The organism is Sorangium sp. So ce1014 (genome assembly GCF_051521505.1).
Classification (GTDB): Bacteria; Myxococcota_A; Polyangia; order Polyangiales; family Polyangiaceae; genus Sorangium.
Genome location: NZ_CP150356.1, coordinates 7569311 through 7594481, shown reverse-complemented (window position 1 = coordinate 7594481; position 25171 = coordinate 7569311). Strand labels below are relative to the sequence as shown.

The 25171-nt window shown below is 71.5% G+C and carries 21 protein-coding genes; 12 read left to right on the top strand and 9 right to left on the bottom strand.

Going from position 1 to position 25171, the window contains the following annotated elements; translation table 11 throughout:
* The first annotated feature begins 195 nt into the window (after positions 1 to 195).
* A complete protein-coding gene (locus tag WME75_RS28590) occupies positions 196 to 1110 on the top strand; it encodes a hypothetical protein (protein ID WP_437477512.1) in 915 nt (304 codons plus the stop codon).
* 84 nt (positions 1111 to 1194) lie between these two features.
* On the opposite strand, the gene WME75_RS28585 is transcribed toward WME75_RS28590, so the two are convergent.
* The 5 genes from WME75_RS28585 to WME75_RS28565 all read right to left on the bottom strand — a co-directional run bounded on the left by WME75_RS28585 (position 1195) and on the right by WME75_RS28565 (position 7041).
* A complete protein-coding gene (locus tag WME75_RS28585) occupies positions 1195 to 3330 on the bottom strand; it encodes a protein kinase domain-containing protein (RefSeq protein WP_437477510.1) in 2136 nt (711 codons plus the stop codon).
* A 96-nt stretch (positions 3331 to 3426) separates the two neighbouring features.
* Complete coding sequence (locus WME75_RS28580) at positions 3427 to 4074, bottom strand: hypothetical protein (protein WP_437477507.1); 648 nt, start codon at positions 4072 to 4074, stop codon at positions 3427 to 3429.
* A 13-nt stretch (positions 4075 to 4087) separates the two neighbouring features.
* The gene (locus WME75_RS28575; RefSeq protein ID WP_437477504.1) at positions 4088 to 4609 is read right to left on the bottom strand and encodes a hypothetical protein; all 522 of its coding nucleotides are present in this window, start codon (positions 4607 to 4609) and stop codon (positions 4088 to 4090) included.
* A 69-nt stretch (positions 4610 to 4678) separates the two neighbouring features.
* Entirely contained in the window at positions 4679 to 5761 is a 1083-nt protein-coding gene (locus WME75_RS28570; RefSeq protein WP_437477501.1) for a fibrinogen-like YCDxxxxGGGW domain-containing protein, read from the bottom strand.
* 101 nt (positions 5762 to 5862) lie between these two features.
* Positions 5863 to 7041, bottom strand: coding sequence for a PAS domain S-box protein (locus tag WME75_RS28565; RefSeq protein ID WP_437477498.1), 1179 nt, complete (start codon positions 7039 to 7041; stop codon positions 5863 to 5865).
* A gap of 338 nt (positions 7042 to 7379) precedes the next feature.
* On the opposite strand from WME75_RS28565, the gene WME75_RS28560 reads away from it, so the two are divergent.
* From WME75_RS28560 to WME75_RS28530, 7 genes are all read left to right on the top strand, one after another.
* The gene (locus WME75_RS28560) at positions 7380 to 8279 is read left to right on the top strand and encodes a 1,4-dihydroxy-2-naphthoyl-CoA synthase (protein WP_437477495.1); all 900 of its coding nucleotides are present in this window, start codon (positions 7380 to 7382) and stop codon (positions 8277 to 8279) included.
* 470 nt (positions 8280 to 8749) lie between these two features.
* Complete coding sequence (locus tag WME75_RS28555; RefSeq protein ID WP_437477492.1) at positions 8750 to 10669, top strand: glycoside hydrolase family 9 protein; 1920 nt, start codon at positions 8750 to 8752, stop codon at positions 10667 to 10669.
* A 258-nt stretch (positions 10670 to 10927) separates the two neighbouring features.
* On the top strand, positions 10928 to 12931 hold the full coding sequence (locus WME75_RS28550) for a DEAD/DEAH box helicase (protein WP_437477489.1): 2004 nt from the start codon (positions 10928 to 10930) through the stop codon (positions 12929 to 12931).
* A gap of 212 nt (positions 12932 to 13143) precedes the next feature.
* On the top strand, positions 13144 to 13545 hold the full coding sequence (locus WME75_RS28545; protein ID WP_437477486.1) for a DUF4398 domain-containing protein: 402 nt from the start codon (positions 13144 to 13146) through the stop codon (positions 13543 to 13545).
* A 17-nt stretch (positions 13546 to 13562) separates the two neighbouring features.
* Positions 13563 to 14534 carry an OmpA family protein gene (locus WME75_RS28540; RefSeq protein WP_437477484.1) on the top strand — a complete coding sequence of 324 codons (972 nt, stop codon included), beginning with the start codon at positions 13563 to 13565 and terminating at the stop codon, positions 14532 to 14534.
* Between the two features lie 230 nt (positions 14535 to 14764).
* Positions 14765 to 15607, top strand: coding sequence for a CPBP family glutamic-type intramembrane protease (locus WME75_RS28535; protein WP_437477481.1), 843 nt, complete (start codon positions 14765 to 14767; stop codon positions 15605 to 15607).
* Positions 15608 to 15955: 348 nt separating this feature from the next.
* Positions 15956 to 16738 carry a hypothetical protein gene (locus WME75_RS28530; protein WP_437477478.1) on the top strand — a complete coding sequence of 261 codons (783 nt, stop codon included), beginning with the start codon at positions 15956 to 15958 and terminating at the stop codon, positions 16736 to 16738.
* A 49-nt stretch (positions 16739 to 16787) separates the two neighbouring features.
* On the opposite strand, the gene WME75_RS28525 is transcribed toward WME75_RS28530, so the two are convergent.
* Positions 16788 to 18569, bottom strand: a complete 1782-nt coding sequence (locus WME75_RS28525; RefSeq protein WP_437477475.1) for an adenylate/guanylate cyclase domain-containing protein — start codon at positions 18567 to 18569, stop codon at positions 16788 to 16790.
* 48 nt (positions 18570 to 18617) lie between these two features.
* Here WME75_RS28525 and WME75_RS28520 point away from each other — a divergent pair, with 48 nt between their 5' ends.
* The 3 genes from WME75_RS28520 to WME75_RS28510 all read left to right on the top strand — a co-directional run bounded on the left by WME75_RS28520 (position 18618) and on the right by WME75_RS28510 (position 21912).
* Positions 18618 to 19637, top strand: a complete 1020-nt coding sequence (locus WME75_RS28520; protein WP_437477473.1) for a radical SAM protein — start codon at positions 18618 to 18620, stop codon at positions 19635 to 19637.
* 3 nt (positions 19638 to 19640) lie between these two features.
* Complete coding sequence (locus WME75_RS28515; RefSeq protein WP_437477470.1) at positions 19641 to 20615, top strand: ribosomal protein L7/L12; 975 nt, start codon at positions 19641 to 19643, stop codon at positions 20613 to 20615.
* Between the two features lie 154 nt (positions 20616 to 20769).
* Positions 20770 to 21912 (top strand): hypothetical protein, encoded by a 1143-nt coding sequence (locus WME75_RS28510; RefSeq protein WP_437477467.1) that lies wholly within the window; start codon positions 20770 to 20772, stop codon positions 21910 to 21912.
* 106 nt (positions 21913 to 22018) lie between these two features.
* Here the strand turns inward: WME75_RS28510 and WME75_RS28505 are convergent, their stop codons facing one another.
* Positions 22019 to 22576, bottom strand: coding sequence for a hypothetical protein (locus WME75_RS28505; RefSeq protein ID WP_437477465.1), 558 nt, complete (start codon positions 22574 to 22576; stop codon positions 22019 to 22021).
* A 21-nt stretch (positions 22577 to 22597) separates the two neighbouring features.
* The gene (locus tag WME75_RS28500) at positions 22598 to 23359 is read right to left on the bottom strand and encodes an SDR family oxidoreductase (protein ID WP_437477462.1); all 762 of its coding nucleotides are present in this window, start codon (positions 23357 to 23359) and stop codon (positions 22598 to 22600) included.
* 290 nt (positions 23360 to 23649) lie between these two features.
* Here WME75_RS28500 and WME75_RS28495 point away from each other — a divergent pair, with 290 nt between their 5' ends.
* Entirely contained in the window at positions 23650 to 23847 is a 198-nt protein-coding gene (locus WME75_RS28495; RefSeq protein WP_437477460.1) for a hypothetical protein, read from the top strand.
* Positions 23848 to 23884: 37 nt separating this feature from the next.
* Here the strand turns inward: WME75_RS28495 and WME75_RS28490 are convergent, their stop codons facing one another.
* Complete coding sequence (locus WME75_RS28490; protein ID WP_437477457.1) at positions 23885 to 25153, bottom strand: SLC13 family permease; 1269 nt, start codon at positions 25151 to 25153, stop codon at positions 23885 to 23887.
* Between the last annotated feature and the right edge of the window lie 18 nt (positions 25154 to 25171).

Genomic DNA, 25171 nt, shown 5'->3' with positions numbered 1-25171 from the left:
TCGGGCGAGGCCCGATACGCGATACGCGACATCCGAAACCTGAGACATGAGACCTGAGACCCGATATCCGGACAAACAGTGTCTAACGCTTTTCAGCATTGCATGTCTTCCTGGAAAATGAAATACTGCGCGTTTAGGAAAGAACGAGATTGTCGGCGTGTGTCTACCGCTGTAATCATCTCGAAGGAGCGCGGAATGTCCTCGATTCGCTTCGTCGCAGTGTGTCTTCTTGGCGCCTGTGTGCTCACGGCTGGATGTGTCGGGCCATCGGACGTCGAGCCGGTCGAGCCGGTCGAGACGGCGGAGATGCCGCTCCTACCTCGCACGGTGGTGCCCATCGGCGCGAACGGCCTGGATCCCGCCCACTTCTGGGCGCCGGCGAACCGTGCGGCGTTCCGGGCGCTCGGCGGCGCTGCGCTCGCCGGCGCCGGCGGCGTCCTTGTCGCGACGCCGCTGCTCGGCACCGGTGGCGGGAAGAGCGTGCTCGACTATACGGTGCGCTGCGCGCTGTCCTCGGATCAGGTCGTCTACGGGCCGGGCGGCGATGTGTTTTCCGGTGCCTTTGGATTCGCGCCGGGGTGGACCGGTCGTGCTCTCAACACCTCGGAGCAGCGCTGGGTCTCGGCGTGCATCTTCCAGCACCTGAACGGCTCCGGCGAGCACGTCGACATCTTGCTGAGGGGCGGCCACCCGGTCCTCGAGTGTTCCCTGGACGAGGAGCGCTTCGTGGATTTCATCGTGCGGGACGCCACGATGTTCGGCAACGCCTTCGTTCCTGGGCCCATTGCCGGGTTTGCCTGCATCGATCCCGATCTGACGGGGGCGCTCTCGAGGGTCTCGCTGAGCTGCCCGCTCGACCTCAGCCTCCTCGAGCTGGAGAGGCTCTGCGGCCATGTGCCGACGTGCGGGATCGCCTTCGTCGGGCTCTGCGACCTGGCCTGCACGGAGAACGCTGCCGGCGACAAGACGTGCCACACGCTCCCGCTGCTCGGGCCGCTGCTCGGGCCGCTGCTCGGGCCGCTGCTCGGGCCGAGCTTCTCGGAGACGATCCGGACCGAGCTACGCGACGTCGATCTCCTCCCGCTCTACCCAGGTTGCGGCCTGCTCTGACCGGCGCTGGCCTGGTGACGGGCCGGCGGGAGGGGAGCTCGCCGCGCGCTGGCCGGCGGAAGCGCAGCTCGCCGCGCGCGCTCGCTACGTCCCGAGGCGCGTCTTCAGCTGCTGGATGGCCTCGGCGATCGCCTTGTCGTCGCGGAAGCAGCACGGGTCGGTGCGCCTGCACCGCGCGCCGTGCAGCACCTGCAGCTCGAAGAGCGTGCGCTCGTCGCCCTCGGCCGCGGCGCGGCCGAACAGCGCTCGCTTGCCGTTGCACGTGGCCTTGCGGAACGCGAACGTGACGCGGAGCGCGGGGGTCGCGCGCGCCATCACCGCGGGCCGCGCCAGGATCTCGCTGGCGCGCCGGGCCGCCTTCGTACCCCCGCGCGCGCGCGTGATGTCGAGCAGCACGTCCAGGCCGCCGCTGCCGAGCCGGTTCGTGAGCAGGTCGAAGACCTCGTCCGCCGCCGGATTGCCCTCCTCGAACGCGATGCCCGCCACCGTGGACAGGACCTCTTCGCGCAGGCCCCGGCTCAGGATCAGCTCCGGGTCGACCTCCGCCAGGGCCAGCATCGACCGCGCCCCGAGCACCCAGTTCCTTGTCGCCACCGCCCGGCTGAGCTGAGCGCGCAGCCCCGCGGCGCCTCGGTCGTCGTCCTCGGGCGGCGCGCTCGCCGGCGCTGCCGGAGGCGGCGCTGCCGGCGCGGGCGGGGGCTCGACCACGGAGGCGGGGGCGGGCGCCGCCGTGGTCGCGCGGGGCTGCCGGAGGACGAGCCAGATCGCGCCGCCGATCGCGAGCACCGTCACGGCCGCCAGCGCCGCCGCGAGGGGCACCCAGCCCGCCGAGGGCGCGGACCGGCGGTGCGCGTGCGCGAGCAAGGTCTTCCGGGGCCCTGACCAGGCAGGCGGCGCCTGGGCTCTGGGAGCCGCCTGGGCCCTGGGAGCCTCCTGGGCTGCGTGCGCTCCCTGGGCTGCGTTCGTCCTTTGCGCGGCCTGCGTCCCCTGGGCTGCGTTCGTCCTTTGCGCGGCCTGCGCCTCCTGAGCGGCCTGCGCTCCCTGGGCTGCGTGCGCCCCCTGAGCGGCCTGCGCCCCCTGGGCTGCGTGCGCCCCCTGGGCGGCCTCCGCCCCCGCCGCCGCCTCCGCCCCCGCCGCCTGCGCCGTCGCCCGCGCGAGCGCCGCGAGCCCATCGTCGAGCGCCGCGATCGCGTCGGCCGCCGTCTGGTAGCGGAACGACGCGTCGTGTTCCATGAGCCGCGCCACGACCTGCTCGACCTCGTAGGGCACCACCAGATCCGGAGCGCGCAGGCGGAGGGCCGGCGGGCCATCCGGGCCCTGCTGCTTGAGCCGCTCCACGATGTTCTTCGTGTCGAAGGGGTGCCGTCCGGTGAGCATCTCGTAGAGCACGAGCCCGAGCGCATACAGGTCCGCGCGCGCATCCACCGCATCCATCCCGCGCAGCGCCTCCGGCGCCAGGTACGCGAGCGTGCCGAACACCTCGCCGGCGCTGGTGAGGGCCGGCCTCGGGCTCGTCGTCTCGCGGCGCTGGCTGGACAGGAGATCGACATCCACCTTCGCGAGCCCGAAATCGATGAGCCTGACCTGATCGTGCGCGTCGAGCAGGATGTTCAGCGGCTTCACGTCGCGGTGGACGATGCCCTTCTCGTGCGTCGCCGCGAGCGCAGACGCGAGCTGGCGCGCGATGCGGAGCGCCCGCGCGGGCTGGAGCCGCCCCGCCGCGATCACGTCCTTGAGCGGCGTGCCCTCGACGTACTCGAGGACGAGGAAGAACGACGCGTCGTCCAGCTGGCCGAAGTCGATGGCCGCGACGACGTTCGGGTGCCGGATGTGGGCGCCCGCCACGGCCTCGCGCTCGAAGCGCGCCACGAGCTCCGGCATTCGCCGGGCGAGCGGCCTGAGCAGTTTGATCGCGACGTGCTTGCGGAGGTGCACCTGCTCGCCGCGGTAGACGGCGCCCATCCCGCCCTCCCCGATGAGCGCTTCCACGCGGTAGCGCCCCGAGATCAGGCTCCCGAGCAGCGCGTCGCCGCCCGCGCCGCCGGCGGCGTCCGCCGCCTCGACGCCCTCGGCGAGGACCGCTGCCTCGACGTCCTCGGCGAGGGCCGAGCTCGAGAGCTCCTCCACGGGCCCTGTGGCCGGCGCTCCGGCCCTCGGCACCGTGAGGTCCTCGATGTAGGCCGAGCCGAGCGGCTCTTCGGATCGCGGCGTCTCCGGCATGCGGCGCAGGATATCAGGTTGGCCGGCGCTGCGGGGAGCGGGCGCGGCGCTCCGGCCGAGGGGAGGGCGGGAGCACGCGCCCTCCGGCGGCGCACCTCACAGGAGGAACGACACGCCGAGCGAGAAGGCGGGATACCCGAGCCGCATCGTGAGCGTGATGTTCTCCGTGAAGTGAAAGCGACCTCCGACGAACACCACCGGTGAGACCCCGGGATACGCGTCGCGCCCCAGGTCGCCGAGATAGAACGACAGCCCCGGCTCGCCGAAGACCGACCATCGCCGGTGGAGCCAGAAGTTCCACTGCATCACGACCGAGCCGAACAGGTAGTTCGAGGCGTCCCCGTACGTGTCGACCTCGGTGCAGACGCGCGTGCCCGCGGGCCCGTTCTCGAAGCGCCTGCAGTCGCCGCGGTAGTCCCCGTTGCCCCCGTAGTGGATGCCGTCGATGCCGAAGCCGATCCCGACCGAGTCGTTGATGCGCTTGATGAAGCCGTCGGGCGCGAGCTCGATGGTGGCGCGGAAGCCGGCGCCGACGCCCGTCCCGACGCCGGGGCCGAGCGGCTCGAACGGCGCGATGAGCAGGTGCGGCTCGAGCTCGACCTTGTAGTCGGGGCGGTCCCCCGGGCGCTTGATCGTCATCTGCGCTTCCCCGACCTCGGCCCACCCGACGGTCAGCGCCACGAACGAGAGCGCGGCGGCCAGCAGGCGCGGCGCGCGGAGCTGCGATGTCATCGCTGTCTGCATGGTCTCGGTCTCCTCAGCATCCGCCGCACGCGAGCGAGCGGTCCGTGCACAGGACCGGAGCCTCGCCGTCGGGGCAGGTGATGCGGCACTCGCCGCTCACGTTCTCGCAGAACACACGGCACGAGCCCCGGCACTCGATCTCGCAGGTCCCCACGTTCCGGCAGGTCACGACGCTGCTCGACCCGACGCTGACGCCGCACCGGCTCGTGTCGTGGCACTCGTACCGGCAGCCGCGGTCGCAGATGGCCCCGCACGACGCCGTGTTGTGACAGTTGAGATCGCAGTCGTCGCCGCAGGAGGACGAGCACTCGTTGACGTCGAAGCACTCGAACGAGCACCCGTGCTCGCAGACCGCGCCGCAGCGATCCATCTGGAAGCAGCGCTGGTCGCAAGAGTCACCGTCGCAGCCGAGGTAACACTCGTCTCCGTTGGAGCACTCGCACGCGTCTCCCGCCACGCAGGCGCCGCTGTTCCAGCAGCTCGCCAGGCAGAGGCCCGCGAAGAGCATGAGCAAACATAGTGCATAGAAGCGCATGGCCGGGCCAGCATACCGAGCCGCCCGGAAATTGTCACCAAATCCGCGGATGTGCGCCCGCTGCCCGGCTCACCACCGCGTCCAGCGAGAGATTCGTCGCACCCGCGTGAAGCGTGTCTCGTCGCCGGCGAGCCCGAGCCGCTCCGCGATGTGCGTCCCGAGGTGAGGACCCCAGCCGCCGTCGTCGAGCGGCGCCTCCGCGTCCGCGCCGAGGTTGTATTCCCAGCACTGCGCGTAGTGCTGGGAGACGTTCAGGAACTCGAGCGCACAGTTCTCCGGGTGAGGGTCGCCGTCGAAGTCGTGGGACGACCACCCCGAGAGGAAATGCGCGACGTAGATGTCGGCATTCCCCGAGACGTGCGCGGGGCGGAGGAGCTTCATGGTCGCCGAGTCGATGCCTTCGGCGGTCGCGCGCAAGGCCTCCTTGACGGTCCCGTCGATGTCCTCGATCTCGTCGCGGTACTCTCGACCGACGAAATAGAGCGAGCCCCGGTAGAAGTTCTGCGCGATGTCCGGCTCTCCCCGGGTCCCGAGCCGCTCGGCGTAAGGGATGTTCCAGAACGGAAGCGTCGCGCCCGCCTCGGAGCCGACGCTGTTGTAGACGAGCGCCCAGCCGCCGCCGTCCGTCGCCAGATCGCAGTAAGCGGGGAACTCCGGCTCTGGGCCGGGCCCGTCCAGATCGAGGAGAACAACGCCGCTCGGCAGGCCGGGGGGAACGTCGGCGCACCTCGGGTAGACGCACCCCTGGTTGGCCACGCCGTCGCAGTCCTCGTCCTCGGCGGTGTCGCAGCGCTCGGACGCCGGCGACACCTCTCCGGCGCACGGGCCGTATCCGTCTCCCTCCTCGTCGCAGGTCCTCACGCCGCCGCGGCAGGCGCCGCGGTTCAGCGTGTCGGGCGGCCCGCCGTAACAGACGTCCTGGCTCCCGGGCTCGCACGGCCGCCCGCCGCCCCCGCTCGCCGTCGAGCCGCCCCCGCCTGTGCTGCTCGCCGAGGCGCCGCCGCCGCCGCCGCCGCCGCCCTCCGGCTCGAACCTCCGCACCTTCGTCGAGCAGGCCGGCGCGGCGGCGAACAACACGATGGCTGCGCAGCAAGCTCCTGCGACCGGACCTCTGCCGAGCACCATGCGACCTCCGGGGACACGCGCGCGCACCACGCGGCCTTATACACGAGCCGCCTCGCCGCGTGCACCGCCGCGCGCGGATCGCGGCGGGGCGGCGGAGCCGGCACGGCCGACGCGCCGCCGCGTGCCCGTTACAGGGCCAGGGCCCGGGCCGGGGCCTGGCCGCTTTGCAGCGCGAAGGAGATGGCGCTCTGGAGGGTGCTCTTCGTGATGACGCCGGCCAGGTCGAGCCCGAGCCCGACGAGCGTCTGCGCCACCGCCGGCCGGATGCCGGTCAGGATGGTCCTTGCGCCGAGCAGCTGCAGCGCCCTCGCGGTGTCGACGAGCGCGGAGGCGACCCGCGTGTCGATCTCCTTGAGCCCTGTCACATCGAGGATGACGATCTGCGCCTGGGTGGACTGGACTCCGTCGAGCGCGACCGACATCACCTGGCCGATCCGCTCCGAGTCCATCTGACCCACGAGCGGCATGACCACGATGCGATCGGTGATCGGGATGAGCGGCGTCGACATCGCCTGCATCGAGTCGCGGAGCCGCGCGAGCGTCCGCTCGAACTCTCCGAGCAGCTCCCGGTAGGACGTGACGTCGTGGGCGGTGCCATAGACGAGGCGGCTCGCCGGATCCTCGGCCGCGTCCAGGTGCGCGGTCCACGCGAGCCACCTGTAGGAGCCGTCCTTGCACGCGTAGCGGTTGTCGAACCGGATGGTCGTGCGGCCCTGGAAGAGGGCGGTGGCCTCGGCGACCGTGGCCTCGCGGTCGTCGGGATGGACGAACTCGATGAACGGCTTTGCGGTCATGTCCTCGGGGGACCAGCCGAGGGTGCGCTCCCAGGCCGGGTTGGCGTGGCGGAAGTACCCGTTGGCGTCCAGGGTCACGAGCAGGCCCACCGAGACCCGGAACAGCCGCTCGTACACTTTTGCGAGCTGCGCCACCTGCGCGAGCTGCTCTGTCCGCTCGCGGTCGCTCGTCAGGTCGAGCGCCGTGGCATAGATGAGGCGCTCCGAAGGGGGGGCATCCAGATCCACACGGGCGGACCAGCCGAGCCACCGGTACGACCCGTCCTTGCACACATAACGATTGTCGAACCGGGATGTCGCGCGCCCCTCGAACAGGGCGGCGGCCTCGGCGAGCGTGGCCTCCCGGTCGCCTGGGTGGACGAACTCGATGAACGGCCTGGCCCTGAGCTCGTCGAGCGACCAGCCGAGGGTCCGCTCCCAGGCAGGGTTCAGATCGTGGAAGTGGCCGCGCGCGTCCGCGGTAGCCAGGAGCCCTGCCGACACCTGGAACATCTTTTCGTGGCTCAAGCCCATGTCCTCCCCTGTGGCGGCGGCGCGCGCTCCTCGTCGCGACCGCCTGCTTCCTGCGATGTCCCTGCCCGGATGCGGGTGAACGTTGCTCACGCCGTCTGGCCGGAGCGCGCAGGCGCCCGCGTCCAGGCAGCGCGAAGTCGACCCCACCCGTACGTCGAAGCTTGCTTGTCCACGAGATCGATTTTTATGTCAAGGGCGTCGCTGCAGGCGCCCAGAGCCACGAGGAGCGGCCGGGGCCGGGTGTGCGTGTGCGCCGCTGGCTGGCGCCCACTGTCGGTGTCGGCGCGGTTGCCAGGCCCTGGTGAGGCGGGTAGGGTCCGCGCCCAAAGGAGTGGACCATGACCGTCTCTGCGATTTTCAACCCGGCGCGCTGGCGCGAGGTCGACGGGTTCTCGTTCGAGGATCTCACCTATCACCGCGCCGTGGATCAGGGCACCGTGCGCATTGCGTTCAACCGGCCCGAGGTGCGCAATGCCTTTCGTCCCCGCACGGTCGATGAGCTGTACACCGCGCTCGAGCACGCGCGCACGACCTCCGACGTGGGCTGTGTGCTGATCACCGGCAACGGGCCCTCTCCGAAGGACGGCGGCTGGGCGTTCTGCTCCGGCGGCGATCAGCGCATCCGCGGGAAGGACGGTTACAAGTACGAGGGCGAGAGCGCGGGGCACGCGGATCCGGCGCGGCTCGGTCGACTCCACATCCTGGAGGTGCAGCGGCTCATCCGGTTCACGCCGAAGGTCGTCATCGCCGTCGTGCCCGGCTGGGCGGCCGGCGGCGGCCACAGCCTCCACGTGGTCTGCGACATGACGCTGGCGAGCCGCGAGCACGCGATGTTCAAGCAGACGGACCCGGACGTGGCGAGCTTCGACAGCGGTTATGGCTCGGCGCTGCTCGCGCGGCAGGTCGGGCAGAAGAAGGCGCGGGAGATCTTCTTTCTGGGGCTCGATTACACGGCGGAGCAGGCGGCGGCGATGGGGATGGTCAACGCCGTCGTCCCTCACGCCGAGCTCGAGGACGAGGCGCTGCGCTGGGGGGCGCTCATCAACTCGAAGAGCCCGACCGCGATGCGGATGTTGAAATATGGTTTCAACCTGCCTGACGAGGGGCTCGTCGGACAGCAGCTCTTCGCCGGCGAGGCGACGCGGCTCGCTTACGGTACGGACGAGGCTCAGGAAGGCAGGGATGCTTTTCTAGACAAGCGCCGTCCGGATTTCAAGCGCTTTCCCTGGCACTACTGACAGCGCCGCTCCGTGGGGTCGCGGCCGACCCCCCAGGAGGGGCCGGCGAGCGCGCGTAACATCTCGAAAATACATGGGAAATAGGGGGAGACCCGCGGGCGCTGGGCGCGGATCCTGCGACGCTAGCGTTTTGTCTTGTCTGTAAATTTTCGTCTTTGATGTACGAATGCGACGTGTCCACGGTGGCGGCGCGTCCAGCGACGCCGCAACGCGTGATCTCGATGACGCCGCGATGCGTGATCTCGAGTTGACGAAGTCGGGTGATCGCACCGTGCCCGGAGTGCATGTCTGCGCTTGACAATCACACCGGCTCCATTGATGGTTGCGCCGTCGTAACGTTCCGTGCGCATCGTCCTCTGCTGCACGGCTGTCAACTTCATCCGGAGATGCTCATTATGCTTTTTGCTTCTAGGTCGGCTGGTTGGAAGCGCTCATGGCTGTCCTTGGGAGGGTCGCTCCTTCTGGCGCTCGTGGGCGGCCTCACCGCCGTTGGCTGCGGCGACGACAACGCCTCGAACGGCTCGGGCGGCGCGGGGGGCGAGGGGGCCTCGGGCGGCACAGGGGGTGCGGGGGCCTCGGGCGGCACAGGGGGTGAGGGGGCCTCGGGCAGCACGGGTGGCGCCGGTGGCGAGGCGCCGGTCGAGACGGTGCCGCCTTCTGGCACCGAGCTGATCCGTGTCAATCAGGTCGGGTATCTCCCGAGCGCCGCCAAGGTGGCCACGGTCGTCGCCGCGGCGGACAAGCCGCATGCGTGGGAGCTCGTCGACGCCGGCGGCGCGGTGGTCGACAGCGGGGCGACCCGGGTCGTGGGCGACGACGCCGCCTCCGGCGAGCACGTGCACACCATCGACTTCAGCGATTTCACGACCGCCGGCGAGGGCTACAAGCTCCGCGTCGGGGAGGTGTCGAGCCATCCGTTCGACGTGAGCCCGACCGTCTATTCTCAGATGAAGTACGACGCGCTCGCGTACTTCTATCACAACCGCTCCGGCATCGAGATCCTGGAGCAGTACGTCGGCCCGAGCCATGCCCGCCCGGCGGGGCACCTGCCGGACGAGGCGCCGTGCGCCGACGGCATCGGCTGCACGTACTCGCTCGACGTCACCGGCGGGTGGTACGACGCCGGCGATCACGGCAAGTACGTGGTCAACGGCGGTATCTCCGCCTGGACGCTGCTGAACCAGTACGAGCGGTTCGTCGCGCTCGGGTCCACGGCCGGGGACTTCGGCGACGGCAAGCTGAAGATCCCCGAGAGCGCGAACCAGATCCCCGACCTCCTCGACGAGGCCCGGTGGGAGCTCGACTTCATGCTCAAGATGCAGGTGCCCGCCGGCGACGCCAACGCGGGCATGGTGCACCACAAGATCCACGACGCGGAGTGGACCGGCCTGCCGCTGGCGCCGCACGAGGATCAGCAGCCGCGATTCCTGCGGCCGGTCAGCACCGCGGCGACGCTCAACCTGGCCGCCACCGCGGCCCAGGCCGCGCGCATCTGGAGCGAGCTCGACGCCGCGTACTCGGCGAAGTGCCTGGAGGCGGCGAAGCGGGCGTGGACCGCGGCGAAGGCGAACCCGAAGGTCATCCCGAACGAGGGCATGGTCGTGGGCGGCGGCGCCTACGGCGATGGCGAGCTGAGCGACGAGTTCTACTGGGCGGCCGCCGAGCTCTTCCTCACCACGGGCGACGCCGCGTACAAGACCGAGCTCGCGGCGTCGCCGTACGCCGCGGAGCTCATCGGCGTGGACGGCACGTTCAGCGCCATGACGTGGGGCCAGGTCGACGGGCTGGGCGCCATCTCGCTCGCCGTGGTCGAGGCCGAGCACGCCGCGGCGGAGCGCGAGGCGGTCCGGACCCAGCTTGTCGCCCTCGCCGACAAGTACCTCGAGAACATCGGCGCGGAGGGGTACCGGGTGCCCTTCAAGGCGGACCAGAGAGGGTATCCCTGGGGCTCGAACTCGTTCGTGCTCAACAACATGCTGGTCCTCGCCCTGGCGCACGACTTCACCGGCGAGCAGAAGTACTTCGACGGCGTGGCGTCGGGCGCGGATTACCTCCTCGGGCGCAACCCGATGGACAAGTCCTATGTCTCCGGCTACGGCGAGAGCCCGCTCGAGAACCCGCACCATCGCTTCTGGGCTGCCCAGATCGACCCCGAGTACCCGTCCCCTCCGCCCGGCGCGGTGTCCGGCGGGCCGAACTCCGGGCTGGAGGATGACGTGGCGAAAGCGGCGCTCGACGAGACGGAGGAGCGCGCGAAGTGCGTTCCGCAGAAGTGCTACCTCGACGACATCGAGGCGTGGTCGGTCAACGAGATCACCATCAACTGGAACAGTCCGTTCGCGTGGACGGTGGCCTGGCTCGACGAGAAGGCCAAGGCGAGCGCCCAGTGACCTGCAAGCGCCGCGCGGTCGCGTGACCGCGCGGCGCATCCCCGCCGCACCGACAGCACACGCGATCCCGCCCCGCAGGCCCCGCGTGCGGAAAGAAAGACGGCCGCACCGCGCCCGTCGTACACGCGGCCCCGCCGCGCCCGCCGCGCCCGCCGCGCCCGCCGCGCCCGCCGCGCCGGTCGTGCACGCGGCCCCGCCGCGCTCACGGAGCGATTGGCCGCGACAACCGTCCAGCTTCTGCTAGATTGCGCGGCTTTCATGAATCCAGAATCAATGCTCGACGCCTTGCCCGCGCCGCTCGCGGGCGCGCTCGCCCACCGCGGCTTCACCTCCCTCACCTCCGTTCAACAGGCCGTCCTCGCCCCTGAGCTCGCCGGACGCGACCTCCGCGTCTCGTCGCAGACCGGCTCAGGGAAGACCGTGGCCATCGGCCTCGCGCTCGCCCCCCGCCTCGAGCGCGTCCTCGCCGAGCGCGCCGCCGCGGCCGCGCCCGACGGCGCGCCCCGAGCCGCCGCGGCCCCGGCCGCGGTGATCATCGCGCCGACGCGCGAGCTCGCCGCGCAGATCGCCGGCGAGCTCAGCTGGCTCCTCGCGGCCATCGGCGTGCGCGTCGCCTGCGTCACCGGCGGCACGAGCTTCGGCGCCGAGGCGCGCTCGCTGCGCCGCGACCCGCTCGTCATCGCCGGCACGCCCGGCCGCATGGTCGACCACCTGGAGCGCGGGACCATCGATCCGCGCGGCGTCCTCACCCTCGTGCTCGACGAGGCGGACCAGATGCTCGACCTCGGCTTCCGCGACGAGCTCGAGGCGATCGCCAGCAAGATGCCCGAGGACCGCCAGACCCACCTCGTCTCGGCCACCTTCTCGCGCGAGGTCCGCGCGCTCGCCGACCGCTTCCAGCGGGACCCGGTGAGCGTGCAGGGCACGCGCCCCGGCGCGGCCAACGTCGACATCGCGCACGTCGCCCACCTCGTCTTGCCGTCGGAGCGCGACGCGGCGCTCGTGAACCTGCTGCTCCTCGCGCCCGGCGAGCGCACCCTCGTCTTCGTGCGCACGCGCGAGGGCGCCGCCGAGCTCGCGGACAAGCTCACCGCGCTCGGCCTGCCCGCGCGCGCCCTGAGCGGCGACCTCGAGCAGCGCGAGCGCACGCGCACCCTCGACGCGTTCCGCTCGGGCGCCGTCACGACCCTCGTCGCGACCGACGTGGCCGCGCGCGGCATCGACGTGCCTGAGGTCGGGCGCGTCATCCACGCCGATCCCCCGGGCGACCCCGAGATCTTCACGCACCGGAGCGGCCGCACCGGGCGGGCGGGCCGCAAGGGGATGAGCGTGCTGCTCGTCGCGCCGTTCGCGCGCGAGCACGCGCTGAGGCTGTTCCGTCGCGCGCGCGTCGAGGCCACGTTCCGGCCCGCCCCGTCGCCGGAGGACGTGCTGCGCGCCGCCGACGAGCGGCTCGTCGCCGAGCTCGCCGGCGCGCGCCGGGGCGGCGCGGACGACGCGGTCGCGGAGGGCGTGAGCGACGCGGTCGCGGACGACGCGGTCGCGGAGGGCGTGAGCGACGCGGACGCGGACGCGGACGACGCGGTCGCGGAGGGCGTGAGCGACGCGGTCGCGTCGGGCGCGCGCGAGGCCCGCGAGCCCCGCGAGGCCCGCGAGCCCCGCGCGCCGTCGGGCCCCGCGCCCGACGCGCGGCTCAAGCAGCTCGCCGCGCGGCTGCTCGCGGACATGGACGCGACCGAGCTCGTTGCGGCCCTCCTCGCGCGGGCGAAGCACACCGGCCCGTGCGCTCCGCAGCCCGTCACCGCCATCGCGCCGCGGTCCGAGGCGTCTGCGCCGCGCGGCCGCCCCGCCGCGCCGCCGTGGTCCGGGGGCCCGCCGCGCGGCCGCCCCGCCGCGCCGCCGTGGTCCGGGGGCCCGCCGCGCGGCCGCCCCGCCGCGCCGCCGTGGTCCGAGGGCCCGCCGCGCGGTCGCCCCGCCGCGCATCGCGCCGACGGCGAGCCGTCCCCGCGGCTGCCCTTCGTGCCTTTCCAGGTCAACTGGGGGGAGCGCCACGGCGCCGACCCCCGGCGCCTGCTCGCCCTCGTTTGCCGCCGTGGCGGCGTATCGAGCCGTCAGATCGGCGCGATCCGGATCGGCTCCACCGCGTCCGTCGTCGAGGTGGCCTCCCCCGCCGCGCCCGATTTCGCGCGCGCGGTCAACCAGCCGGACGCGCGCGACGCGCGGATCCGGATCGTCCGCGCGAGCTCGATGCACGTCGACTAGGCGGGCTCGGCCGCGCGCCCCGGCGTCGGAGCGCACACGGACGCACGTGGCTCGACCGCGCGCGGATCCAGCGCAGATCGAGCGTGGAGCCCGCGCGGCGCACCGCGACGCGCGCGGCGGCGAGCGCTCGAGCTCGCGCGACGACGACAATCGCCAGCAAGTGCAGGGGTTTCCTGATTTATCGGGGACCTCAGGTGTTGTACAAACGCCGGGTGAACCGAAGCCCGAACATCAAGCCAGCCATACGCCGTCTTGCGAGCCCGGCCGCAGCGCTCGCTGCATGGGTCGGCCTCGCCCTCGCCGGTTGCGGCGGCAGCGTGCCTCCGCCGAACGACCAGCTCGCCGCGTCCCAGGCCGCCATCCGCGCGGCCGACGAGGTGGGCGCCGAGACCGATCCCCAGGCCACCCTCCATCTCAAGCTCGCCCGCGAGCAGCTCGACAAGGCCAGGCAGCAGATGGCGGCCGAGGAGAACGAGTCCGCCCTGCGGCTCCTCGAGCGCGCCGAGGCCGACGCCGAGCTCGCGCTCGCGATCGCCAAGGCGCGCTCCACGCAGGCCCAGGCGCAGGAGGCGCTGAAGCAGGTCGAGAAGCTGAAGCAGGCGGGGGTCCAGTGATGCGCGAGGTGAAGGTGATGGCTTCTGGAGTGAAGAACCTATCGTTGCGGGGCCGGTCGTTCGCGCTCTGCGCCGCGCTCATCGCGGCCTCGGGGTGCAGCGCGGCGATCCCGCCGAAGGAGCTCGTCGACGCCCGCGCCAGCTACGTGCGCGCGGCCCAGGGCTCCGCGGCGAGCCTCGCGCCCGCCCAGCTCGACACGGCGAAGCAGGCGCTCTCCCGCGCCGAGGGGGCGTTCAACGAGGACGCCGAGTCCCAGCAGGCGCGCGACCTCGCCTACATCGCCGATCGCAAGGCGCGGGAGGCCGAGGCGGCGGCTGCGTTGCAGCAGGCGCAGCGCGACAAGGCCGCGGCCGAGGACAGTTTCAAGGAGCTCTCGCAGCAGCAGCTCGCCACCGCGAAGGACGCGCTGCAGAGCGGCCAGCAGCAGATCGAGCGCGAGCGCCAGGCGCGCGCCCAGGCGGAGAGCGCGCGGCTCCAGGCGGAGAGCGCGCGGTCCCAGGCGGAGAGCGCGCGCAGCGTGGCCGAGAAGGGGCGCCAGGAGGCCGAGGCGGCGCGGCGCGAGGCCGAGCGCGTCGCGAACGCGGCGCTCGCGAGCCTGAAGGAGATCGCCGCGGTGAAGGAGGAGAAGCGCGGCGTGGTCATCACGCTCTCCGGCGCGGTGCTCTTCGCCTCGGGCAAGTCCGAGCTCCTGCCGATCGCCAAGGAGAAGCTCAACCAGGTCGCGACCACCCTGAAGGACCAGGGGTCGCCGCCCCTGCGGATCGAGGGGCACACCGACTCGACCGGCTCCGCCCAGGCGAACCGCAAGCTCTCGCTCGATCGCGCCGACTCCGTGAAGGCCCACCTCGTCAGCGTGGGTCTGCCCGCGGACAAGATCTCGACCGTCGGCCACGGGCCGGATCGCGCCGTGGCGGAGAACTCGAGCGCCGAGGGCCGCGCCAACAATCGGCGCGTCGAGATCATCGTCAATCCCACCTCCGCGCAGTGAAGCCGCCGAGGGCCGCGCGCATGCCGGCGGCCCTCCTGTTCCGGTCCGACCCTCACCTCACTGGACCGGGAGAGCGTCGCGGATCCCGGATCCACCGCCCCCGCCCGCCACCCTCGGCACCCCGGCGCTGTTTCCCGGGGTCCTCGATGTCCCGTACGTGATCCCAAGCGCAGCGTGATCGTCGCCGCGCCGGATTGTGCCAGGGAGCGCGGCGGTGATAAGCACGGCGCGTGATCGGACGATTTTTTCGCGGGATCTGGCAGGAGTACGTCCTCGATCTGCGCGACCGGCTCGACGCCGAGGCGGCGCTCCACCGGGCCACCACGCCGGCGGGCGAGGTCACTCGCCGCATGGTGAGCGTCTTTCTCACCGTGATCGGCGTGCTCCTGTTCGTCCGGTTCGCCGGCAACGAGAACGACACGCGCTGGATGGTCCAGGGCCTGCGCGCCGTGGGCCTCGATGACGCCGCGGCGGGGCTCCACGACGCGCTGAACACCTCCCCGGACCGTCGCTTTCACCAGCGGATCGTCTGGGCAGTTAGCCGCCTCACCGGCTACCTGGTCCCGACCCTCCTCGTCGCGCGCTTCGTGCTGCGGGTGCCGATCACGGGCCTCGGCCTGCGCGTCCGCGGGACGGCCCGGCACCTGTCCGTCTATGCCTTCTTCTTCGCCGTCATGGCGCCGATCCTCTACGCCGCGTCGCTCTCGCCGGCCTTCCAGGCGAAGTACCCCTATTACAAGCTCGGGCGGGGCGAGGACCTGTGGCCGTGGTTCTGGGCATGGGAGGCCCTCTACGCCGCGCAGTTCGTCGCGCTCGAGTTCTTCTATCGCGGCTTCTTCATCCACGGCGTCCGCCGTGCGCTCGGCTACGCCTCGATCTTCGCCATGATGGTGCCTTACGCGATGATCCACTTCGGCAAGCCGTTGCCCGAGGCGCTCGGCTCGGTGATCGCCGGGTTCATCCTCGGCACCGTGAGCCTGAAGAGCGGCTCCATCTGGGGCGGCTGCGCGATCCACATCGCCGTCGCGACATCGATGGACCTCCTCTCCCTGTGGCACCAAGGGCGTCTATAGCGACGCCCCGCGGCCTCCGCGATGGAGACCTCCTCCTCGCCGCCAGGGGAGCACCTCAAGAACGAATTCACGGCCCCGCGACCGCAGCCCACGTCGAGGGCGCGCATGCGGGCGCCAATCCCTGCGAGCCGCGACCGGCTGGCAAGGAGAGCCGCCCTTCTTCCAGCGCAACGGTAAGTTTATCGAATCGATCGCTCTGTGAATGCTCCATCGTTCAACTCTGCACGACGTCGCGGTGGAGAGCGTGCACCGCTGCAGGCTCGAGAACGCAAGAACGCAAGAACGCGCGCATTGCCATCGAAAGAAAAAATTTGAACACCCGCGCGGGGCAGGTAATTGTTAAGCATCATGACAAAGTCGCCACGACTCGCGCTCGTCATCGCCACCGCGGCATCCCTCGTGCAAATTGGCTGTGCTGTGCTCCCGGAGGATACGGCTGACGAGCCCATCGGTGCGGACCGGCAGGCCGCGCTCATGGAGAACGGGCTGACGTTCAACGGGCTGACGTTCAACGGGTTGACGTTCAACGGGCTGACGTTCAACGGGTTGACGTTCAACGGGCTGACGTTCAACGGGCTTGTCATGGAGGAGCTCTCGGATCCGCTGGGCCGCATGCTGCTGTCCGCCATCGTGAGCTGCGCGCTCCCCGAGGGGGAGGCCATCGGCCTGAACATCGAGGGCGTCGACTATTCCTTCGAGGGCTCGGTTGGCCTGGCGCCCGAGTGGGGCGAGGACGACGGCGAGTGCGGCGACAACTGCAAGGCCGGGGTGTCCGCGTGCGTGATCTCCCGGGTCAACTACCTCGGCCAGAGCGTCAGGGTCTCGGTCCGGGGGAAGGACAAGGCGCTCGCGAGCACGAGTGAGGAGCGCTCGGATTACACCCAGCGCGAGGGCGCCTATTTCGGGGACATCTTCGCGAGCCCGCAGAAGCTCTATGCCTGCGTCGCGCCCGGCGCGTCGCAGATCCCGCGGGTGTGCGGGCCCTCCATCCAGGGCTGCTCTCCCATCGAGGTGCTCGGGGACTGCGATGACGTCTGCAGCCGGGAGCTCGACGACGGCGCTTACGACAAGTGCAGGGATCCCTCCGGCAAGATGCAGAAGGGCGTCGCGACGGTGTTCCTGGCTCCTTAGTTCTTCAAGCTTCCCCGCTGCCTTGCACCGGCAGCGGCGTCGAGGTCCTTCAGAGGTCCGCCACCGCGTAGGTCATCACCGGCTGCACCCGGCCCTTGACCGTGATCTCGCTGACGGGACGGGTGTTGAAGACCCCCTTCACGAGCTGGTGAGTCTCCTCGCTGAGGAGCAGGCTCACGCCGAGCTCCTTTGTCGCGGTCTCCAGGCGCGAGGCGAGGTTCACGGCGTCGCCGATGACGGTGTACTCCATGCGCGCCTCAGACCCGATGTTGCCCGCGACGACCTCGCCGGTGTGGATCCCGACACCGGTCCTGAGATCCGGGATGCCCCGCGCGGCGAGGCGCCCGTTGAAGCGCACGAGCGCCGCGCGCATGCGGAGGGCCGCGCGCACGGCGCGCACGGCGTCGTTCGGCTTGGGGACGGGCGCGCCGAAGACCGCCATGATCGCGTCGCCGATGTACTTGTCGACGACCCCGCCCTCGTCGAGGATGATGGCCACCATCTCGGTGAAGTACTCGTTCAGGAGCCCAACGAGCTCCTGGGCGTTCATCTTCTCGCTGATCGTCGTGAAGCTCCGGATATCGCAGAAGAGGATCGAGACGGTGAGCGTCTCGCCGCCGAGCTGCACTTTGCCGGCGAGCAGGTGCTCGAGCACCGCCTCGGTCATGTACTTGCCGAAGGTGCTGCGGAGCTTGTCGCGCTCCTTGAGGCCGTCGACCATCGAGTTGAAGCCGGTCGCCAGATCCTCCAGCTCGTCTCCGGTCTTCAACGCCTCCACGTGGACGTACTGCTGGTGCTCGAGCTGCTTGAGGGCGACGTTCACGCGCGAGAGCGCGCGCGACATCGTCGTCGCGAGGCGCGCGCCGAGGATCAGCGCGACGATCGCCGTGAAGGTGAGCACGCCGGCCGCGAAGGTCAGGTTCTGGCGAACGATCTTCCGGACGTCGCTCACGTCGAGCGCCATGACGATCGAGAAATCACCGACCTTGCCGCGCAGCGATCGGGGGGCGAAGCGGGAGAGGGCCCACAGCGAGCTCGCGTCCTCGACGATCGTGGGGTGGGTCTCGTCGCCGATGACGGCGCCCTGGAGCAGCTCGGTCGGGAAACGTGCCGTGCCCGTGATCCTCTTGCCGGACGGCCCGACGAGCGCGATCTCCACGCCGAGCTTCGTCGCCACCTCGCTGAAGTACGTGGGATCGATGGGGATGCAGGCGAGCAGCGATCCCGCGTCGCTCCGCGCGCGCTGGGCGACCATGTACGCAGGCGGCGAGCCGAGCTGTCCATCGCACCCGTGGACGAGCACGTCCCGCAGGTCTTCCATCTCGTCGAGGCCCGAGAGGCCCTCCGCGAGCCCGGGGACCTCGTCCGTGCTCGGCGGCGGCGCGTCGAACCCCCTCGCCGCGACGAGATCGCCGAGCTCGTCGAAGGCGGCGATGGCGACGTTCGGATGAGCGTCGATGACGGCCTCGAGCGCCGTCCCCACGGCCGCCTCGTTCCACAGCCGGAGCCCCTCGACGAGCTCGCGCGTACGAGACGCCTGGCGCGAGCTCGTCGAGACGGCGCGCTGCTGCTGCCTGAGCTCCAGCCGGAAGTTGCGGATCGCCTGCGGGACGCGCTCGCTGATCTGCGCGATGAGCTGCCGGTGCATCACCCACGACAGCACGGGGAGGGCCGCCAGCGTCGCGAGCGACGAGAGCGCGACGAGGACGATGAGCTTCGCGCGAACGGTGCGGAGGCGGAACATGAAGACCCGCATCAGAGCAAAGTCCACCCCCAGTGGATAGCTCTCGGCGGCATCGACCCGGTGCTGCCCGAGCCGGCCGAGCTGCACGGGCGGGAGCTCTCCTCCTGGAGACCCTCATTCGGTATGCTGCTTCGCATGGACCAGCGCCCCGAAGACGCCATCGCCGTCCCGCCGGCGCTCGCCCATCTCCGCCGGTTCCCGCTCGACGGCGCTCTCCTGCTGTTCGAGCGGCGCTCCGGCCTCACGGCGCTATGCGATGGCCCCGAGACGGCTCACCTGCGCATGCGCGCTCCGCGGGTCGTCCAGTTCGCCATCACGAACGCCTGCAATCTTGCCTGTTCCTTCTGCTCGCGCGACGCCGGGGCCGACAGCGTCTGGACCGCGGGCGACGCCTTCGCCATGCTCCGCGACCTCTGCCGTGCGGGCGCGCTCGAGGTGGCCTTCGGGGGCGGCGAGCCGCTCGTCTTCAAGGGCTTCGCCGATCTGGTCCGGCGCCTCGACGAGGAGACCGTGCTCGCCGTCAGCCTCACCACGAACGGCACCGGGCTCACCGATCGGCTCCTCGCCGCGCTCGTCCCGCACGTCGGGCAGATCCGCCTCTCCGTGTACGACGACGTCGACCACCGCCCCGTCATCGCCCGCCTCGCCGCGCGCCGCGCCCGCTTCGGCGTCAACTGGCTCGTGACGCCGGCGCGCCTCGCGCGGATGGAAGAGCTCGTCTTCGATCTGCTCGAGCGCGGCTGCCGCGACGTGCTGCTCCTCTCGTACAACGGCCGCGATCGCGCGCTCCACCTCTCTCCCGCCCAGGCGGCGGACCTCGCGCGGCGCGTCCGGGCGCTCGGCCGCGCGCTGGAAGGGCGCATGACGCTCAAGCTCGATGTCTGCTGGGGCGAGCGGATGGAGGCCGTCCCGCGCCTCTTCGCGCCGGGCCCGTGCCCGGCAGGACGCGAGTTCATCGTCCTGACGAGCGACGGGCGGCTCGCGCCGTGCAGCTTTCACCACGCCTCGTTCCCCGTCGCGACGGCCGCCGAGGTGCTCCGCGTCTGGGAGCAGGAGCGCGCCTCCCTCGCCGCCCCGGCGCGCGACCCCGGCTGCGCCCGGGCCGCCGGGTTCGGCCTCGACGCCGGGCCGCGGAGCCTCCCTCTCGCAGGTTGAACCATGAGAATCCGCCTCTTCAACGCCTTCGCCAGCAACAACAGCGGCAGCTACACCATCGTCGGCTCCTTCCGTGACGCCGCCACGGCCGAGGAGGTCGCGCGGCTCGTGCAGGAGGTCTGTGACGCTCACTCTGCCTGGCTCGCCGCGCGCGACGCGGCGCCGGAGGGCGCTGCGCCCGAGGGAGAGTCACCGCTCGAGGCCTTTGCGCAGCGCGAGGGCCTGCGCGCGGACAACCACGGAGGCGACGGCGACGACTGGCCCCAGTACGGGCCCTCGCCCGCGGCGATCGCGGCGGGCCATCAGGTCATCGTCCACGCGCCGTACACGGTGACGATGCCGCCGGTCTTCGGAGCGCTGTTCTACGCGAAGGGCGGCCGCGTCGAGACGGAGCTCGATCACGCCCACGAGGAGCTGGCCGTCGAGTTCAGCTACTGGCCCGCGGACGTGCGCTGGGACGACCCCGGGGCGGCCGAGCGGTTCGACGCGTTCGAGCGGCGCGTCACCGCCGAGCTCCCCGCCTGGATGGCTCGCCGCGAGCACGACAGCCGGCCCCCGATCGCGCCCGCGTGGCACGGCGACGGATGGAGCTCGCGGCACCTGTCCGCCGTCTTCGACGACCTCGTCGAGGGCGTGCAGGGCGTCCGGCGTCTGGCGCGCGAGCACGGCATGTGCCTCACCGTGCGCGTGACGGAGTGCCCGCACGGCGTGGCCGATCCGTTCGCCCGGCTGCGGGCGCGGCCGAACCCCTGGGGCCCGTTCCACGTGATCCTCTGGCAGATCGGCCCGGACCGGATCGCGGCGATGAAGGCGGTGCGACAGGCCGTCGGCTGCGGCCTCGACGAGGTGAAGGCCGCCCTCGAGGAGCTGCCGCGCGAGATCCTCGTGGATGTGACCGAGGAGCACGCGCGGCGCGCGGCCGACCTGCTGCGGCAGGCCGGGTGCGACGCCGAGGCGGTGGTGCCGGCGCGGCGCTGAGGGGATCGCGGGACGGGAGGGGGAGGACTGGCGCTCTCAGGAGGCGCTCGCCGGCCGGGCAATGCGCGCGTCACGGACAGGGGCGCTCGCTCGGGCGCTCATGTGCTGGAGCAGGTAGCGTGGAAGGATGAAGAACCCTCTGGAGCGTGGAACGATGAGCCACCATGTCCAATTTACTCTGGCGGCGCTCGCGGTGATCGTCGCGGGCTGCGGCGACCCGTCGAGCGCCACGGGGGATGGGGGCGCACCGGCGGGCGGCTCGCCGCCGTCCATGGACGGCGGTGTGTCGCCGCCCACGGACGGCGGCGGCGGCGGCGACGAGGACGCTTCGATGTCGCCGACGGGCACGCTGAGCGCGCGCTACCCGGGCGACGAGGGGATCCGCGGCGACCCGGCCGTGCTCTTCCACGACGACTTCGAGGCAGGGTGGGGGCGCTGGGACGGGCCCACCGCCGACACGCGCACCCTGCACATCGAGGCCGATCCGGCCGCCGCTCACGGGGGACAGGGCTACCTCCGCTCGACCGTGACAACGGCCGACCTCGCGGAGGACATGTACATCTCGTCGTCCACGTGGGTCACCCACGAGCGCGTCGACGCGATCTACTGGCGCTTTCACGCGCGCTTCCCCGAGCTCGCCCCGAACCCGCACCACTGGGTGCGCATGGCGGCGGGCACCGAGGAATGGGACTGGAGCGGCCTCGCGAACACGGTGCCGGCCGGAGACGAAGGCTTCTGGTTCGACTTCGACACGAACACCGATGACGTCTTCAACTTCTACGCCTACTGGTACGAGATGCGCTCCGGCCGCTGTAACGACGGGACCGCCACGCCCGGATGCGCCGGCGATCAGGGGACCACGTATTACTACGGAAACGTCTTCGAGCCGCCGGGACAAGCGTCGTTCCCGCGCGACCGCTGGTTCTGCATCGAGATGCATGCGCGCGCGAACACGGTGGGCGAGAGCGACGGCGCGCTCGCGTTCTGGATCGACGGCGCGCCGATCGGCGATTACCGCCCTGGCTACCCCGACGGCACCTGGCTCCGCGCCCAGTTCCACACGGGAGGGTGCGAGTTCAGCGCGTGCACGCCGCCCGAGCCGTTCGGGGGCTTCGACTTCCGATCGAGCGAGGACGTGCGCTTCAAGAGCTTCATGCTCGACGCGTATTACGAGCGCGACTCCGACGCGCGCCGGCGGGCGGAGATGGAGGAGCGCGGCCTCACCGTCTCCGACGCGCGCACGATCCTGTACGACGATGTCGTCATCGCGACCGAGCGCATCGGCTGCCGCCGCTGAGGCGCGCTCCGCAGGCGCGGCTCGGCATCTCGGGCGCCGCCGGGCGCCGCGGCCCTCGCGGGTTGCCCGCGGGAGGGCCGGCGCGGCGGCTCGGCGGAGGAGACGGCTACGGGAGCTCCCAGTCCTGCGTGGCCTGTCGGCACGCAGGCGCGCAGTCTTCGCCGTTCGGGTACGAGGTCTGGTACCCGGGTGTGAAGCTCCGCTCTCCGAGGGCGGCGCCGTCCCGCCGCGCCACGACGTCGACGCGCGCCGGCGTGCCCTGGATCGCGAGCAGCTGCGTGAACTGCCCGGGGATCGGGACGCAGGATTGCGACACGGAGTCGCGGTCCGACGTCTCGGTGCATCGTGTCACGGGCTGGATCGAGACGGAGACGGTCGGGCTGCACCGGACGAACACGCCGCCGCCGGGCTGCGGCGTGTTCGTCCAGCTGTAGGCGCACGACACCTTGCTGCCATCCACCACGAGATCCAGCGTGTACTCTCCCGCTGCCCAGCTCTTGTCCGCCGTCGCGGCGGTGATCGAGAAGCCGTCGGCGCAGCCCATCTCCGTGCATTGCTTTGTGACGCAGCCGGGCGCGGCGATCAGGGTGAGCCCGGCGAAGAGCGCGGCGGCCTTGCGCGCGCAGGAGTCGAGTCGAACGAGGGAAGAGAGAGATCGATTCATGGGGTCCTCCCGGGGGCCGGGTCAGGCCAGGGTCCTGCCGCCGTTCACGGACAGCTTCTGGCCCGTGATGAACCTGGCGGCGTCGGACGCGAGGAAGGCGACGGCATCGCCGATCTCGTCCGGCGTGCCCATGCGCCGGAGCGGGTTGCTCGCGGCATACGACTGCATGGCCGCAGGGTTCGCGCCCTCGCCGAGGTGGCGCTCGACCGGGACCCAGCCGGGCGCCACAAGGTTGACGGTGATGCCGTGCGGCCCGAGCTCCAGCGCCCACGAGCGCGTGAGGCCGAGCTGGGCGCCCTTGGCCGAGACGTAGCTGGAGAACTCGGGGACACCCTGCTCGAAGACCTCGGACCCGATCTGGATGATCCGGCCCGCGCGGCGCTCCTTCATCCCGGGGAGCACCGCCTGCGCGAGGAGGACCGGGCTCTTCACGAAGAACTCGAGCTGGTCGAGGCAGTGACGCCACGTCAGCTCCTCCAGCTTGACGTGCGGCTGCGGGCCCGTCGCGTTGATCACGAGCACCTCGATCGGACCGAAGCGCGCCCTTACCCCGTCCACGAGGCGGGCGACCTCCTGCTCCTCGCGCACGTCGGCCTGGAACGCCTCGGCCTCGCCGCCGCCCCGGCGGATCTCCTCGACCACGCGCCCCGCCTCCTCGCGGCCGGCGAAGTAGTTCACCGCCACCCGCGCGCCGGAGGCCGCGAGCCTGCGGGCAATGGCGGCTCCAAGGCCGCGCGAAGCGCCGGTGACAAGGGCAACTCGTTTCGACAGATCGTGCGCCATTCAGGCCTCTCCAGGAGATGGGGGATCGCGGTTCGCCCGGCACTGTAAAGGAGATCGACCGCGCAGGCGCGCCTGCGGGAGCCTCCCTGCGCGCGCGGAGCCGCTCGCCGCGCGCGCACAGGGCCGAGGTCGGTCAACGGTTGCGGTACCGATCGAGATCCAGCAATACAGGATTTTTACGTCGTTCGGTCGTGCTGCTGCGCCGGTGCTCCGCCTTTTCACCAGCAGAATTGAAGTTTTTCAACGCAACGCGCTACTGGTCGACCCCTGGGCGTCGTATGCTGGGCCACATGAATACACGCACGTTGCGACAGGCCCTGCGCCCTCTCGTGATGCTCGCCATGGGACCCGTGTTCTGTGCTGCCGTGGGGATCTCGTTGATCCACGCGTGGCTCGACGTGCGGCGCACGTCGCCGGAGCGGCGCCGCTTCGCCCGCGCTGCGGTGCGGCATCGGCTCCAGCGGCCGCGCGACCACGCCCGGCTGTGATTGACACGGTGCTTCCAGGGCGTGGTGCTGGTGCGGCTCAGCGCACGAAGAGCAGCCAGAGGAGCGCCGCGGCGGTCGAGGCCAGCGTCACCGGGACACCGACCCTGGCGTAGGCGCGAAAGCCGATCTCGCGCTCGGCGCCCACGGTCTCCACGACGATGATGTTCGCCACCGAGCCGAGGAGCGTGAAGTTGCCCGCGAGGGTCGACACAAGGGCGGTCGCGATCCAGGCGATGTGCGGATCGGGCTGGCTGCGGATGTACGACTCCGCGAGCAGGATGAAGGGGACGTTCGACACGATCTGGCACCCGACGAGCATCGCGATGCCGAGCCCGAGGAGGCCGAGCGTCGGCCCCGCGGGGAGGTAGGGGCTCGCCGCGCGCAGCGCCTGCTCGGGCATGCCGGTCTTCTGGAGGGCCGCCACGACGATGAAGAGGGCGCCGAAGAACACGAGCACGGTCCACGAGACCTTGTCGAACAGCCCGTTCGCGTCGCGCCGGTGCAGCAGGATCGCCGCGGTCGCCCCGCCGATCGCCGTCCACGCCAGGTTCGCGCCGAGCACGAACAGCACCGACACGACCGCGATGCACGCGAGCGGCACGAGGGCGCTCGGCCGAACGTCCGGCGTACGCGCGGGCGCGGGCAGGGGCTCGGGCTCGGGCTCGGGCTCGGGCAGGGGCGCCTGGACCGCGATGCGGCGCCGGAGCAAGAGGTGCAGCATCACGGCCGTGACGGCGAGCCCGACCAGCGCGGCGGGGCCGGCCTCCAGCAGGTACGTGCGGTACGAGATGCCGGAGAGGTGGCCCACGAGCATGTTCTGCGGGTTGCCGGCGAGCGTGAGCGCGCTGCCGGCGTTGGCGCCCATCGCGAGCGCGAGGAGGTACGGCACCCGATCGAGCCCCGCGCGCCGGGCGGTCCGGTCGACGAGCGGCGCCAGCATCACGCAGACCGAGTCGTTCAGCAGCACCGCCGAGGCGAGCCCGGCGCCCACCGTGACGAGGTAGAGCAGGCGGACCGGCGAGAGATCCCGCCGCGCGACCCACGCGGCGGCGCGCTCGAACACCCCGGCCGCGTCGAGCGACGCCGAGAGCAGCATCATGCCGAGCAGGAGGCCGATGGTGTTCGGCTCGATCGCCGCGAACGCCTCGTGCGGCGTCAGGCCGGCGCCGGGATCGATCGCGCTCAGGAAGACCATGGCGCACGCGCCCGCGAGCGCGCCGGCCGGGCGCCCGATGGGCAGGATCGACAGGCGCCGCGCCGCGATGAGGAGGTACGTCGCGGAGAATACGAGCAGGACGGACCACACGGCGCGGCATCTGAGCGG

Bases quoted from the DNA above. Each gene is read 5' to 3' on its own strand.
- WME75_RS28590 (WP_437477512.1), top strand. From the start codon at position 196: ATGTCCTCGATTCGCTTCGTCGCAGTGTGTCTTCTTGGCGCCTGTGTG.
- WME75_RS28585 (WP_437477510.1), bottom strand. From the start codon at position 3,330: ATGCCGGAGACGCCGCGATCCGAAGAGCCGCTCGGCTCGGCCTACATC.
- WME75_RS28580 (WP_437477507.1), bottom strand. From the start codon at position 4,074: ATGCAGACAGCGATGACATCGCAGCTCCGCGCGCCGCGCCTGCTGGCC.
- WME75_RS28575 (WP_437477504.1), bottom strand. From the start codon at position 4,609: ATGCGCTTCTATGCACTATGTTTGCTCATGCTCTTCGCGGGCCTCTGC.
- WME75_RS28565 (WP_437477498.1), bottom strand. From the start codon at position 7,041: ATGGGCTTGAGCCACGAAAAGATGTTCCAGGTGTCGGCAGGGCTCCTG.
- WME75_RS28560 (WP_437477495.1), top strand. From the start codon at position 7,380: ATGACCGTCTCTGCGATTTTCAACCCGGCGCGCTGGCGCGAGGTCGAC.
- WME75_RS28550 (WP_437477489.1), top strand. From the start codon at position 10,928: ATGAATCCAGAATCAATGCTCGACGCCTTGCCCGCGCCGCTCGCGGGC.
- WME75_RS28540 (WP_437477484.1), top strand. From the start codon at position 13,563: ATGGCTTCTGGAGTGAAGAACCTATCGTTGCGGGGCCGGTCGTTCGCG.
- WME75_RS28530 (WP_437477478.1), top strand. From the start codon at position 15,956: ATGACAAAGTCGCCACGACTCGCGCTCGTCATCGCCACCGCGGCATCC.
- WME75_RS28520 (WP_437477473.1), top strand. From the start codon at position 18,618: ATGGACCAGCGCCCCGAAGACGCCATCGCCGTCCCGCCGGCGCTCGCC.
- WME75_RS28515 (WP_437477470.1), top strand. From the start codon at position 19,641: ATGAGAATCCGCCTCTTCAACGCCTTCGCCAGCAACAACAGCGGCAGC.
- WME75_RS28510 (WP_437477467.1), top strand. From the start codon at position 20,770: ATGAGCCACCATGTCCAATTTACTCTGGCGGCGCTCGCGGTGATCGTC.
- WME75_RS28505 (WP_437477465.1), bottom strand. From the start codon at position 22,576: ATGAATCGATCTCTCTCTTCCCTCGTTCGACTCGACTCCTGCGCGCGC.
- WME75_RS28500 (WP_437477462.1), bottom strand. From the start codon at position 23,359: ATGGCGCACGATCTGTCGAAACGAGTTGCCCTTGTCACCGGCGCTTCG.
- WME75_RS28495 (WP_437477460.1), top strand. From the start codon at position 23,650: ATGAATACACGCACGTTGCGACAGGCCCTGCGCCCTCTCGTGATGCTC.